General features: G+C 33.7%; 13 protein-coding genes. 6 read left to right on the top strand and 7 right to left on the bottom strand.

Features of this window, described 5'->3' with window-relative positions; translation table 11 throughout:
- Positions 1–44: 44 nt before the first annotated feature.
- The 4 genes from OF897_RS00945 to hemA all read right to left on the bottom strand — a co-directional run bounded on the left by OF897_RS00945 (position 45) and on the right by hemA (position 3675).
- Positions 45–707 carry a peptidoglycan recognition protein family protein gene (locus tag OF897_RS00945; protein ID WP_267263818.1) on the bottom strand — a complete coding sequence of 221 codons (663 nt, stop codon included), beginning with the start codon at positions 705–707 and terminating at the stop codon, positions 45–47.
- A 6-nt stretch (positions 708–713) separates the two neighbouring features.
- The gene (locus OF897_RS00940) at positions 714–1295 is read right to left on the bottom strand and encodes a DUF1287 domain-containing protein (RefSeq protein ID WP_267263817.1); all 582 of its coding nucleotides are present in this window, start codon (positions 1293–1295) and stop codon (positions 714–716) included.
- A 210-nt stretch (positions 1296–1505) separates the two neighbouring features.
- Positions 1506–2414, bottom strand: a complete 909-nt coding sequence (gene hemC / locus OF897_RS00935; protein ID WP_267263816.1) for a hydroxymethylbilane synthase — start codon at positions 2412–2414, stop codon at positions 1506–1508.
- Positions 2401–3675 (bottom strand): glutamyl-tRNA reductase, encoded by a 1275-nt coding sequence (hemA, locus tag OF897_RS00930; RefSeq protein WP_267263815.1) that lies wholly within the window; start codon positions 3673–3675, stop codon positions 2401–2403. The genes hemC and hemA overlap by 14 nt, the downstream gene beginning before the upstream one ends.
- 238 nt (positions 3676–3913) lie before the next feature.
- Here hemA and OF897_RS00925 point away from each other — a divergent pair, with 238 nt between their 5' ends.
- The 6 genes from OF897_RS00925 to OF897_RS00900 all read left to right on the top strand — a co-directional run bounded on the left by OF897_RS00925 (position 3914) and on the right by OF897_RS00900 (position 10300).
- Complete coding sequence (locus tag OF897_RS00925; protein ID WP_267263814.1) at positions 3914–4939, top strand: rod shape-determining protein; 1026 nt, start codon at positions 3914–3916, stop codon at positions 4937–4939.
- Positions 4940–4967: 28 nt separating this feature from the next.
- Positions 4968–5822 carry a rod shape-determining protein MreC gene (mreC, locus tag OF897_RS00920; protein WP_267263813.1) on the top strand — a complete coding sequence of 285 codons (855 nt, stop codon included), beginning with the start codon at positions 4968–4970 and terminating at the stop codon, positions 5820–5822.
- Positions 5815–6321, top strand: coding sequence for a rod shape-determining protein MreD (locus OF897_RS00915; protein WP_267263812.1), 507 nt, complete (start codon positions 5815–5817; stop codon positions 6319–6321). Before mreC ends, OF897_RS00915 begins: the two co-directional genes overlap by 8 nt.
- Entirely contained in the window at positions 6318–8345 is a 2028-nt protein-coding gene (locus tag OF897_RS00910) for a peptidoglycan D,D-transpeptidase FtsI family protein (RefSeq protein ID WP_267263811.1), read from the top strand. The genes OF897_RS00915 and OF897_RS00910 overlap by 4 nt, the downstream gene beginning before the upstream one ends.
- Positions 8342–9589: a rod shape-determining protein RodA gene (gene rodA / locus OF897_RS00905; RefSeq protein ID WP_267263810.1), complete on the top strand. Its 1248-nt coding sequence runs from the start codon at positions 8342–8344 to the stop codon at positions 9587–9589. The genes OF897_RS00910 and rodA overlap by 4 nt, the downstream gene beginning before the upstream one ends.
- Positions 9590–9718: 129 nt before the next feature.
- Positions 9719–10300, top strand: coding sequence for a pentapeptide repeat-containing protein (locus tag OF897_RS00900; protein ID WP_267263809.1), 582 nt, complete (start codon positions 9719–9721; stop codon positions 10298–10300).
- A gap of 25 nt (positions 10301–10325) precedes the next feature.
- Here OF897_RS00900 and OF897_RS00895 read toward each other — a convergent pair whose 3' ends face one another.
- The 3 genes from OF897_RS00895 to OF897_RS00885 form a co-directional block, all read right to left on the bottom strand.
- Positions 10326–10682: a hypothetical protein gene (locus tag OF897_RS00895; RefSeq protein ID WP_267263808.1), complete on the bottom strand. Its 357-nt coding sequence runs from the start codon at positions 10680–10682 to the stop codon at positions 10326–10328.
- Positions 10683–10855: 173 nt separating this feature from the next.
- On the bottom strand, positions 10856–11545 hold the full coding sequence (locus OF897_RS00890; protein ID WP_267263807.1) for a C40 family peptidase: 690 nt from the start codon (positions 11543–11545) through the stop codon (positions 10856–10858).
- A 503-nt stretch (positions 11546–12048) separates the two neighbouring features.
- A complete protein-coding gene (locus OF897_RS00885) occupies positions 12049–14244 on the bottom strand; it encodes a glutamine synthetase III family protein (RefSeq protein WP_267263806.1) in 2196 nt (731 codons plus the stop codon).
- Between the last annotated feature and the right edge of the window lie 76 nt (positions 14245–14320).

Here is a 14320-nt window from a genome sequence, read left to right as displayed (position 1 = left end):
TATTTATAAAATAAATATTGAATCTTTTTATCGCTTTTATGAAACTAATTAGCTGGTTTATCCTTTAATTTTAAATCAGCAACTTTTGATCTTACTTTAGTCATAAAATCTTTTCCAGGGTCTTCTTTTCCTGTGAAATATTTAGGGTCAGATTCTTTCCACAATTTTGAATTTCTGAAAACTCCGTATTCGGAATGTCCGATGAGATATTCAATTTTGTATTTTTTAGTTAAATATCTTACCAATTCAGCATTAGCTTCGATTTGCTTTTCGGTGAGCGGTTGTTTTTTACTTCCTATATTTTCAACACCGATAGCACAATAATTTAAGCCAATCGTGTGTCTTGCAAATTGTGTTGGTTCCATTAATTGATATATAGTTCCGTCTCGGTCGATGATGAATTGTGAAGAAACATTTAAAGTACTTTGTTTTTTTAATGTATTTCTTGCGCTTTCAAGATGGGTTTTGTTGAAATATTTAAAATTACTTTCAACCGTTCCGCCTGCAGTGTAATGCAGAACAATCATTTTCGGAACAATCGTGGGAGTTTTTTGGTTTAAGCCATGATGATCTTTCAGATATTCTAAACTTAAAGCCACTCTTTCTGCCGAGTAATTGATAGGTTTTTCAATAATTTTTAAACCTGAATTTTGTGCAGAACTGAAATTTAAAATCAATAAAAAAAGAGCGAAAATTATCTTTTTCATTCTAAATTATTTTGAATATTGATAATGTCCCGTAATGTCAAATTTAAACAAACAGTCTTCGATAACTTGTCCGGCTCCGATATTATGAACAATTAAATATCTTTTTCCGTCTGCAGATTTTTTGTTGACAACAATTCCTATATGCGTTAAATTTCCTGGAAGAAGCCAAGTCACAATATCTCCGGGAATATAAGAGGTAGGATTTGTATCTGTTGGTTTTGATTTTCCGAATTTAGCGAAGAAAACTTGGAGATTGGGAACTCTTCTGTGATCGATATTGGTATCTGGTCTTTTCAAACCAAATTTTTTAGGATATTTAGAAAAATTCTTCTTCATATCTTCATGTACTTCTTTCTGTAAATCGATTCCCAGTTTTCTGTACGCTCTGATGATGACGTCAGTACAAACTCCTTTATCTGCCGCTACATCGCCATTAGGATATTTTATAGATATGTATGCTGGGTCATAAGTCACTTTATCTTTCGTTAAACTCAACGCAGCATCAGATAATTTTTGCGCAAATTGATTTTGAGCATTCGTTGTAAAAACAAAAAACAGAAAAATAAATATTGAAAAACACTTTTTCATCGGCTTAAACTTTAGAATTGAAAAACATTTCTGTAAAGTTCAAAAATTAATTTTAAACATACCGACACTTTAAACATAAAGAAATGTTAAGATTCAGATAAATCTCAACTAAGCAGTTTGCTGAAAAATTTCTTTAGAAATTCCCTTAACTAAAACTTAATACTTAAGAAATCTTAATGATTCAAAAAAATAAAGTTAAGTTTCAAATTGTTAAATTTGATTTTTAATTTCAGTCATCAATTCTTTGCCTCCATTTTCCAAAACAAGATTGGCAAATTTTTCACCAAAATTTTCGTCTTCGTTATATTCGAAATTTTCGTCTGCAGCAATATAATTTTTCCCATCTAATGAACAAAGTGCTGCTTTGAATCTGATTTGATTATCAAATTTTTCAGCATAAGCTCCAATTGGTGCTGTACAACCTCCTTCAAGTGTACTCAGGAAATTTCTTTCCATTTCTACACAAATCTGAGTTTCCTTGTGAGAAATCTGTTTCAGAATATCGTTAATTTCTTTTTTATCTGAATGCCCTGCAACGGCAACGACACCTTGAGAAGGCGCAGGAATCATAAACGGAATAAATTCGTAATCGATATCCATTTTCATTCTTTTGATTCCGGCAAGAGACAAAATTGTGGCATCAAACTCTTGTTCTTCCAATTTCTGAAGTCTGGTTTGAATGTTTCCTCTGATGTCGAAAAATTCAGTTTCCGGATAATGTTTTAACCAGAAAGCACGCCTTCTTAAACTGCTTGTTGCCAGTTTAAGTTCATGAAATTCTTTATCAATTGCAGATTTTCTTTTAATCAAAACATCTTGCGGATGATCTCTTTCAAGGTAAGCAATGATTTCTATGTTTTCAGGAAGTTTTGTTGGAACATCTTTTAAAGAATGTACGGCGATATCTATTTCATCATTCAGCAAAGCAACGTCTAAATCTCTTGTGAAAACTCCTGTAATTCCTAATGAATATAAGGGTTGATTAAGGTTTTTATCGCCTGAAGAAATAATCGGGACAATCTCGGTAAGATAATTAAGATTCTGCAAATGTCTTGCAATTTCTCTTGCCTGCCAAAGTGCAAGTGCTGAATTTCGGGTTCCTATTCTAATGCTTTTCATTGAATTCGTTATTGGGTTGTTCAACTAAAATTTCGTGCATTAATTTACTAATTTCTTCGGCTTTGAGAGGGTTATCGATAATATATTTTGCAAAACGGTTGGTGATTTTCTGGATCATCTTTTCAGAAAGCTCCATGTCGTTGATATTGATGTACTTATTTTTTCGGTAGAAATTGTGCATTTCGTTGCGCTCCATATTTTTCAGAACAGCTTTGAAGTGATGAATATTTGGCGCCAATTTTCTTTTTTTCTCCCATTCAAGAAAATCTTTGGTCATTTCTTTAATAATAACTTCGGCTTTCGGAATTTCCTTTTCTCTCTGCTGAATGGTTGCCTGAATCTGTTTTGAAAGATCATCAACATCCACCAAAGTTACATTCTCAAGTTCCGAAACGTTTTTATCAACATTGTTTGGAATTGAGAGGTCAATAATTAAAATCTCTTTTCCTTTTTTTAAATGAGATTTTTTGATGATTGGCATTTTCGCCCCGGTTGCAACAATTAAAATATCTGTATTATCTAATTCTTTATCAAAATCAGCATAATCGATATTCGGGATATTGTATTTCTCTGAAATCTTCGCTGCCGTCTCCTGAGTACGGTTGGCAATTTTTATTTGAGGCTGATAAACGTGTTTTACCAAATTTTCAACCGTATTTTGTCCTATTTCTCCAACACCTAAAAGAAGAATATTCTTTTCAGTAAGTCTTTTTTGATTATTTAAAATATAATGAACTGCCGCATAAGAAACGGAAGCTGCTCCATTTGAAATCCCAGTCTCATTTTTTATCCTTTTGGAAATCTGAATGGCAGAATTTATCGATCTTTCTAAATAAGGATTTGAATTTTGCCTTTCTTTCTTAAAACGGGCATATGCTTTTTTTATTTGCCCAATGATTTCAAAATCGCCGATAATCTGACTTTCCAAACCTGCTGCAACTCTGAATAAATGATTTAAAGCTTCTTCTTTAGTTGCAATATTGGCAAACTTCAAAAAATCAGTAAGCTGCACACCAATTGTTTTACAATATTCTTCGGCTACAAAAAGGTAATTTGAAGTTGTGGTATAAATTTCCGTTCTGTTACAAGTGGAAACCACAAAAGCATCCCCTAAATTTTCTTCATGAATTCGGGTGACAAAGTTTTTAATATTTTCATCAAAAAACGCAAATTTACCTCTCGTTTCTACATCTGCCTTCTCGTAACTGATCGATAAGACGGCAAAATTTGATGTTTGATGTATATTGGAATACTGTATCATAAGCAGTCGCAAATTTACAAAATTTTTACTCAAAGGATTTGCAATTGTATGTATGATAATTATCGTAAAAAGCTATGAAAATGAATTTTAGACTTAGATTAGAATGGGTAAAAATAAAAACAGTTAGGGTTGTGTACTTTATAAATTTTAATAAAAATTTAACCAAATTAGATGAAAGTTATTATTTTTTACTAGTGTGAAATTTATATCTTTGTAAACTTAAATCAAGGAGAAAATTATGAGTTTATTCGATATGTTTACGCAAGATATTGCGATAGACCTTGGAACTGCCAACACGCTTATCATCCATAATAATAAAATTGTTATAGACCAGCCATCAATTGTAGCAATTGAACGCTCTACAGGTAAGCCAATTGCGGTAGGAGAACAGGCAAAACATATGCAGGGTAAAACGCATGAGGATATTAAAACAATTCGTCCGTTGAAAGATGGTGTAATTGCAGATTTTCATGCTTCTGAGCACATGATTAAAGAATTTATCAAAAAAATTCCGGGGATCAAAGGAAGATTTATTCAACCAGCTTTAAGAATCGTTATCTGTATTCCGTCAGGAATTACTGAGGTTGAAAAAAGAGCGGTAAGAGATTCTGCTCAGAAAGTAAATGCTAAAGATGTGCGATTGATTTATGAGCCAATGGCAGCTGCAATAGGAGTTGGTATTGATGTTCAAAAACCCGAAGGTAACATGATTATCGATATAGGTGGTGGTACTACCGAAATTGCTGTTGTTGCTTTAGGAGGTATTGTTTGTGATAAATCTGTGAAAATTGCAGGTGATGTATTTACAAATGATATTGCATATTTTTTAAGGACTCACCATAATTTATATATCGGAGAAAGAACTGCTGAAAGAGTGAAAATTGAAGTGGGTTCTGCAGTGGAAGATTTAGATGTAGATATTGACGATATTCCGGTACAGGGTAGAGATCTTATTACTGGTAAACCAAAAGAAATTATGGTTGGCTACAAAGAAATTGCTCGTGCTTTGGATAAATCTATCATCAGAATTGAAGATGCTGTAATGGAAACGCTTTCTCTTACACCACCGGAATTGTCAGCAGATATTTACAAAACAGGTATTTATCTTGCGGGTGGAGGTGCTTTGTTGAGAGGTTTGGCAGACAGACTTCATAAAAAGACTGGTCTTCCGGTTTTTGTTGCTGAAGATCCTTTGAGAGCTGTTGTTCGTGGTACAGGTATCGCACTTAAGAATATGGATAAATTCAATTTCTTAATTAAATAATTTTAACTTTTTACGACTTTATATCTGAATGGGATTTTTGCTGAGATTATTTTCAAAGAATTCGCTTCTTGTTTTCTTTATCTTCCTGCAAATCATTGCTCTCATTTTGATATTCTCCAAAAATGCAATGCAGCAATCTTGGCTTGCGGGGCAAACTGCGGCTTTCAATTCGTGGGTTTCTGGGGGGATTGATGAAGGTGTTTCTTATTTAAAGTTAAAGCAAGTCAACGAAGATCTTGTTGCTCAAAACAAATCTTTGATGGTAGAGCTTTATGGAAAACAAGGCGCTAAAAATCCTCAATTCAGAAAAGTACACGATACTTTGGGAGGCGGACAAATCTATACTTTCGTGGATGGAGAAATTGTTTTCAACAGTATCAACAGACGAAACAATTATTTCACGATTAACCGTGGAACAAGAGATGGAGTTTATCCTCAAATGGGCGTAATGGCTCCAAAAGGAATTGCCGGAATTGTTATTAATTCTACCGACAGTTACGCTTTAGTACAATCGGTTTTAAGTGTTAATAAAATCAGAATTAATGCTGCGCTAAAAAACTCAGGATATTTCGGGACTTTAACCTGGAAAGGAGATAACTCTCGTGTCATGCATCTGGCAGACGTTCCAAAGTATGTTTCCCTGAAAATTGGTGATACGATAGAAACCGATGGGAAATCAGCGATTTTTCCTAAAGGTGTAATGATTGGTAAAATTGCGGGTTACACCGTCGATAATAAAACAGGATTTTGGGATATTTCAGTTGAATTGAGTGAAAAAATGGGAGCTTTAAATAAAGTTTTCGTTGTTAAGAATCTTAAAAAAGCTGAGGTTCAAAAAATTCAGGATACATTGCAAGCTGTAATAAAAAAGGAAAATGATTAGCAGAACCCTATTTACAGATTTTTTAATCATGGCTTTTCTGGTTGCATTGCAGATTTTTGTATTGAACAGGATTACGCTGTTCGGTAAATTCACTCCGGTTTTGTATCCGGTTTTTGTGATGTTTTATCCTTTTTTCAGAAATAAATTTCAATTTTTAGCGTTAAGTTTTTTAATTGGTCTTTCCGTTGACGGTTTCCTTGGTACATGGGGAATCAATGCTTTGGCAACTACAGTAATTGCTTATTTCCGTACGTTGATTTTCCGTACGTCTACAGATACGTCTACAGATTTCTTTTCATTTCAGTCTTTACAATGGACGCAGTTTTTACTGTTTCTGTTTTCAAGTATCTTTTTGCATCAGCTTTTGGTGCAGTATATTGAGTTTTTCAAATTCAGCAGAATTTTTGAAATCTTATTTAATGTGTTGGTAACTAGTGGAATTTCCTTTATATTTATCATCGTTTACGCATTAATCTTTAAAATCAAACAGAAAGTTTGAACGCACGCCATATAAAAATCTTAACTGTTCTCATCGTTATTGCTCTTATTTTTGTAGCAAGACTTTCTTATTTGCAGTTGTTTACAGACCGTTATGCACTGAACGCGGCGAATACTTCCATCAAAACCGAATATGTAATTCCGCAACGTGGAGTTATTTTCGACAGAAACGGAAAAATTATGGTAGGAAATCAGCCTGCTTATGAAATTTCTTTCACTCAGGCTTTAATGAAACCTGATTTTGACACGCTGGCTTTCTGTAATTTAATGAAAATTGAGAAAAGAGATTTTATTAAAAAAATTAATACAATTAAGACCGAAAAATATTATTCTAAACTAACTCCAATGACTTTTCTGAAAGATTTAAGCAGAGAAGACATTGCGAGAGTTCAGGAAATTATATTTAAATACCCTGCTTTTAATATTGTTCAGCGTCCACAAAGACAGTATGAAGTTTCCACTTCCGGAAATCTTTTAGGTTACACGAGTGAAGTAAACGACAGAGAAATTAAAAAAGATTCTGTGTATTATCTTCCGGGTGACCTTATCGGAAAAACAGGGATTGAGAAAGCTTACGAAAAAGAACTTCGGGGCGTAAAAGGAATAAAATACATTCAAAAAGATATTAAGCTTAGAAATGTTGGTCCTTACAAAAATGGTTCTTTAGATCGAGATGTGATTACCGGAAAAGACATTACGCTGACTATTGACTATGATCTTCAAAGAATGGCTGAAGAAATGCTGGTGAATAAACATGGTGCAGTTGTCGCTTTAGACCCGAATAACGGGGAAGTTTTGGTTGCAGCAACCGGACCCGATATTGACCCGAATCTTTTTACCGGACCTCACAAATCTAAAAATCTTTACGCTCTTTCAAAAGATACTATTTACGAAAATAAGCCAACCTTCGACCGCTCTTTACAGGCTGGTTATCCTCCAGGCTCAACTTTCAAACTATTGACTGCACTTGCTGCAATGCAAATGGGAGTGATGGATGAGAAAACTATTTTCCCTTGTGGAGGAGGTTTCTTTTATAAAGGTAAAAGAATTAAAGGTCACGGTGGTGCAGATCCATTAATTCCTTCGATTCAGGTTTCGAGTAACTGTTTCTTTACGTATGCATTTATTGCTATCATTAAAAAATATCCGGGAAATCCTTCAAAAGGTGTTGATGAATGGAAAAAAATCATGAGCAGTTTTGGGGTTGGTGAATTTTTAAATAATGATTTTGCTGTTGGTGCAAAAGGAAGAATTCCTTCAGGGGATTTTTACGAAAGAAGATTTAAAGCAATTATAAAGGCCAACGGTTCTACCAAACTGGATTATAAAAATTGGGACGAAATGTCAACCGGAGCCATCTATAACGGAATGGGACAAGGTGACGTAATGGTGACTCCGCTTCAGTTGGCAAATTATGTTGGCGTCATTGCGAATAGAGGTTGGTATTACACTCCTCATATCGTAAAAGCGATTGATGGAAAGCCTAATCCCGATCCTCGATTTAAAGTAAAACATAAAACCTTAGTTGATCCTAAGCATTTTGAGCCAGTCTTAAAAGGAATGGAAGCCGTAGTTTTAAGAGGAACGGCGAGAGGTTTAATGTCTAAAGATTTTACCCAATTAGCAAAAACAGGAACGGCTCAGGTTCCACAAGGAAAAGATAACTCTATTTTTGTACTCATTGCTCCCGCTGAAAATCCTAAAATTGTAGTGGTTGCTGTAATGGAACATGCCGGGTTTGGTGCAACTTGGGCAGGTCCGGCTTGTACAGTAATTGCTGAAAAATATATTACCGGAGACTTGAAACGTGAACATCTTTATAAAAAAATGATTACGTCGAGTTTTATGCCTGAATATAAAAGACAGTGGATTGCCGATTTAAAAAGAAAAGGACTTTATAAAGAACCAAAACCGGATTCGCTTAAACTTAAAAGAATTCAGGATAGTCTTAATTTAATTAAGAAAAAGAAAGAAGCGCTGCAAAAACAAATTAATACAGAAACCAAAAAACCTAAGAAACCATGAAGTGGACAGAAGGAATAGATAAATTGGGGCTTGGTCTGTATTTTCTCTTGTGTACGTTCGCAATTGCTAATATTTATAGTGTTAATAAAGATCTAGGTGAAAAACAACTGATTTTTTTCGGAATTTCTCTTTTTGTTGGTTTAATTATTTTTGTCAGCAGAAGTAAGTTTTTTGAAAACATGTCGAGTATCATTTATATTGGTGGAATCTTGCTTTTGTTAGGACTTTTTCCTTTTGGAACTGAAATTTTAGGACAAAAAAACTGGTATAAGTTTGGAGGAATTACGATGCAGCCGGTAGAGTTTTCTAAAATTGGTGTTTCGCTGATGTTGGCAAACTATGTCTCGGGATCAGAATTTAATCTTAAAAATAGGAAATCATTAATTACAGTTTTTGGAATTATAGCAATTCCAGCCGCTGTAGTTTTAGCAATTCCAGATGTTGGTTCATTGCTCGTATTTACTGCGTTTTTTATTGCTTTATATCGAGAAGGATTATCAGGAAAACTATTTTTGATTGGAGGCCTTTTTGGAGCTGTTTTCTTAATTGCCAATTATCTGAATGATCCTTTGCAGTGGAGCTTATGGTATTTTACATTATTTATCATTGTAATAGGAGGGATTTGGTTTGCATTTAATGCTGCTTTTCTTCGCAAGAATATTTATACTCTTTTACCTGGGGTAGGAATTGTGCTTCTTTTGGCAGCATTGTCATTCATCTCACCTGTTATTTTTGAAAAACTTCCAAAGCACCAACAAGAACGTGTTGAGGTTTTGTACAAAGGAGAAAGAGAGTTTCGTGATACTTCGGGTTATAACTTATTGTATTCAAAAACAGCAATCGGTTCAGGTGGAATGTTTGGAAAAGGATTCCGTGAAGGTTCTGTTACTCAAGGAAAATTCGTTCCGGAGCAGGAAACCGATTATATTTTCTGTACCGTTGGTGAAGAATGGGGCTTTGTAGGAAGTGCTGTTCTGGTCTTATCTTATATGATTTACATCGGACGAATCTATTATCTCGCAGAAAAGCAGAAATCCGTGTTTAACAGGGTTTTTGGATATAGTTTTGCCTCAATCCTTTTAATGCACTTTTCTATCAATTTAGGCATGGTTATGGGGCTTTTTCCAACGGTTGGTATTCCGTTGCCGTACTTCAGTTATGGTGGAAGTTCATTACTTGCCTTTTCAATCATGACTTTTATTTTCTTTAAACTTAATTACGCAGATAAAAACAGTTTGGTTTAGAGCTTGAGAGGGAAGCTAGATGATGGAAGTTACAATCATTCTTAAAATCGTCTTATTTAAATCTGTTCGATCTGCAAAATCAGCGAGAGATTACATCTAATTTCAATTTCCAAAATCAAAAATACATTTATGAGAGAAGCCTACTTCATTGACGAAAATTTTGAAAATATAGATTTCACTCAACAATCCTTAGAAGTTGGCGAATACGAAAATTGTACTTTCAGAAATTGCAATTTTGAATATGTAAATCTTTCCGAAATTAAATTTACTGACTGTGAGTTCATCGAATGTAATTTAAGCATGACAAAGCTGGTTGGAACAGCTTTCAGAGATGTTATGTTTAAAGATTGTAAAATGTTCGGAATGGCTTTCAATGATTGCAACGAATTCGGAATGTCTTTTAAATTTGAAGGTTGTGCATTGAACAATTCTGTTTTCTATAAATCAACCATCAGAAAAACGGTTTTCAAAAATTCTAAATTAATTGAAGTTGATTTTTCTGAATCTGATATTTCAAATTCTGTGATCTCAAACTGTGATTTAAGCGGAGCAATTTTCGACAGAACCAATTTAGAAAAAGCAGATTTAAGAACTTCTTTCAACTATACGATTAATCCCACTTCAAACAAGCTAAAGAAGACCAAATTCTCACTTTCTGAAATTCATGGACTCTTACGTCAACTTGATATAGAAATCGATAAAAACAGCTAATTAAAAATAAACATATCATTTTTAATTAGTGTCCATTTTGGATCAAGAATTCCTTCCACATTATTAAAATATTTTTTAAATCAATTAGTGGAATTGTCTGTAAAAGCTTTGAATCACCAATATTCAAATATATATCTGCACTTTGATTATCTATATATGCTGTATATATTTCAGTGTGTAGCATGTTGTCTCCTTCAGGATCAAGTCCGCCATTTGCATATAAGTCTATTTTTTGTAAAAACTCATCTATTGTGTTGGTATCAAAACAATCATCCAGCATTTCTGAAATACCTCCACCTGAAGCACCGAGCGTAATCCTATTATGTGCATCAAAATTTTTTAAAAACTTTAAATTATATTTATTTAACAAAGCAACGTTCATGATATTTCTATTTAAAATGAAGGATGATGAAGTTCCCGCTAAAAATACTACATCTATCTGAATACTGATTGTATTGATGAAATTACTGTTAATTTAGGCTTTATACCTTTTACTTATAAAAAAATTAAAGCCATCAAATCTGATGGCTTTATATATAAATCAATTATTTAAGACTAAAAATTAGTAGTTGCTAAATTATTGTAGTTCTCACCGTTTTCGTTGATTACTCTTTTTGCGAATCTGTATTTAGGTCCCCAATAAGAATCATTCAGTGAAGAAATCATAACTCCCTTTGATGTAGCGGCATGAATAAATTTCACTTCACCTTCTTCTGTTACATCTTCCACAATTCCTACGTGAGAAATTCTTCTACCGTGAGAAAAGAAGATTAGATCACCTTTCTGAAGATTTTCTTTATCGATTGTTTCTCCTTCTTGAGATTGAGAAGCTGCAACTCTTGGTAATGTAAGTCCTGCTGCTGCACCGAAAACTGATAATACAAATGCTGAACAATCGATCCCGTTTCTGGTAGTTCCTCCATATCTGTAAGGAGTTCCGATATAAGTAGAAGCTTCTATTAAGATATTGTCGATTGTCTTGTTATGTTTGATCGCTTTTGCGATTTCAGAATTTTTTATAGAATTCTTAGCGTTAGATAGCGCAACTGCTTTTTCAGAGATGAAAGAATTGATCAATGTTTTCTTATCTTTCTCTAACTGAGTGTCTAAAGCAGCAAGTTTGGCATCTGTTTTGTACTCTTTATTATAAGTTGCCGGTTTTGAAACGACGTAATTTGTTACGCATGATTGAAGTGATATTGTAGAAACGAAAGCAACTAAATAAAACAAAACTCTTTTCTTCATATATTTTTTATTGTCCGTGTTAAAAAGGTATATTTTTCTCTAAAGCCTTACAAAAGTAGAGATATCTGCCAAGACGACCTCAATATGATTATTGTCATGTTATTGTTTTAACACATTTTAACATCCTCTTTTGATATGTTAAAGAAATAATTGCTGTGAGGCGTCTATTTTCTATCATATCATTTTTTTTTCATTAAGACTTTTTAACATAATTATTATAGATGCTTGCTATTAAAAGAAATATAGATTTTTTTTTAAGAATTATAGTAAGCTTAAATATTGTTAAATAAAATGGAGATTAAAAGCTAAATAGCGCTTTTAGCTCTGTTGTTTCCAAGTAATATATTTCGTTAAGACAATTTAAGTTCAATGTTATTTAATACTCTTGAATTTTATTTGTGAACTTTATTTTTCAAAAATAAAAATTCCCGGATCTTAATTTTAAAAATAAAAAAACTCCCCGATAAATCGAGGAGCTTCACTAATATGGAACTTTACAGATGTTATCTTGTAAATAACATTTCTCTATACTTAGTCATTGGCCAAAGCTCATCATCTACCATCATTTCAAGATCATCAGAAGCTTCTCTGATTCCGTCAAACAATGGAATTACTTTCGTACAATAATCTTCTGCTTGCGTCTGACTGTCAGTTACAGCTTTTGCTGTTTCTCTTGCAGTAATCAAATCTTCAACGCCTAATTTTATTTTAGAAACGTTCGCAGAAATATTCGTAATCAAACTCATTTGCTCTTTAGCTAAAGTTTTAAATTCTTTATCTCCGAAGATTTCTTTAAGACCTTTCACGTTTTCAATTAATCTGTTTTGATATTTTAGAGCTGAAGGAATGATGTGATTTCTTGCGATGTCGCTCAAAACTCTTGCTTCAATATCAATTACAGTAGAATATTTTTCTAATTTAATTTCGTTTCTCGCCTCCACTTCTCTGTGGTTGAAAATTCCCATTTCTTCGTATAAATCAACAAACTTTTGGTTCATTTCCTGCTTCAAAGCTTCAGGAGTAGTTTTCCAGTTGTTAAGACCTCTTTTTTCAGCTTCTTTTGCCCAGTCGTCAGAATATCCGTCACCTTCAAACATAATGTTTTTACACTGCTTGATGTATTCTCTTAAAACATTGAAAATTGCTTCGTCCTTTTTAAGACCAGTTTCAATTAATGAATCAACCTCTTTTTTGAAATCGTTTAATTGTTTTGCAGCAATTGTATTCATTACCGTCATAGATTCTGCGCAGTTTGCAGAAGAACCTACCGCTCTGATCTCGAATTTATTTCCTGTAAATGCGAAAGGAGAAGTTCTGTTTCTGTCAGTGTTATCCAACAAAATTTCAGGAATTTTTCCAACTACATTTAGCTTTAAATCTGTTTTTTCGTCTGGTGAAAGTTTTCCTTCCGTAACTTTTTCAAGCTCTTCCAAAACTCTGAACAACTGGCTTCCGATAAATACAGAAATAATTGCCGGTGGAGCTTCGTTTGCACCTAATCTGTGGTCGTTACTTGCAGAAGCAATACTTGCTCTTAAAAGATCCGCATATTCGTGAACTGCTTTAATTGTATTCACGAAGAACGTTAAGAACTGTAAGTTTTTCTTAGGATTTTTTCCCGGGCTTAAAAGGTTTTCACCTGTATCGGTTGCTAAAGACCAGTTGTTGTGCTTTCCGCTTCCATTTACTCCTGCGAATGGTTTTTCGTGGAATAAAATGTGGAAATGGTGTCTGTGAGCAATTCTTGCCATAACATCCATCAACAAAGAGTTGTGGTCTACCGCAACGTTTACTTCTTCAAACATCGGAGCCAGCTCGAATTGGTTTGGTGCAACTTCATTGTGTCTTGTTGTTACAGGAATACCCAATTTCATACATTCAACCTCCAACTCTTTCATGAAATTCATTACTCTTGTAGGAATTGAACCGAAATAGTGATCATCTAATTGTTGTCCTTTTGCAGGAGAATGTCCTAATAAAGTTTTACCGGTTAAAACTAAATCCGGACGTGATTGATACAAAGCTGAATCAACCAAGAAATATTCTTGCTCCCAACCTAAAGTAGGAGTTACTTTTGTTACGTTTTTGTCAAAATACTGCATTACATTGGTTGCAGCTTCGTCTACAGCATTCAAAGCTCTCAATAAAGGCGCTTTGTAATCTAAAGTTTCTCCTGTATAAGAGATAAAGATTGAAGGAATACATAAAGTTGTTCCCATAATGAAAGCAGGAGATGTAGGATCCCAAGCTGTATAACCTCTCGCTTCGAAAGTGTTTCTGATTCCACCATTCGGGAAAGAAGATGCATCTGGCTCTTGCTGAATCAATAAATTTCCGCTGAATCTTTCGATTGCTCTACCACCTTCAATTGGAGTGAAGAAAGAATCGTGTTTTTCTGCAGTTGTACCTGTTAAAGGCTGGAACCAGTGCGTGTAGTGTGTTACACCTTTGCTCATCGCCCAGTCTTTCATTGCTACAGCTACCTGATCTGCGATGTGTCTTTGGATTTTAGTTCCTTTTTTCATCGCATCCAAAATAGATTGGAATGCTTCTTTTGTTAAATATTCTCTCATTGTTTCCTCAGAGAAAACATTTTGACAGAATAATTCTGACAATTTTACAGGAACTTCAATAGAATTATCTTTTCTAAAGTCCTTAAATGGTAAAGTTTCTAACGCTTTGAATCTTAAAGTCGACATATTGAGTTTGATTTTTACGGGGCAAATTTACAAAAAAAATGAATTGAAAATAAAATACCCCTATAAATTTTATAAG

It is taken from the genome of Chryseobacterium formosum (assembly GCF_026460885.1).
Classification (GTDB): domain Bacteria; phylum Bacteroidota; class Bacteroidia; order Flavobacteriales; family Weeksellaceae; genus Chryseobacterium; species Chryseobacterium formosus.
This window is presented reverse-complemented; position numbering and strand designations above follow the sequence as displayed.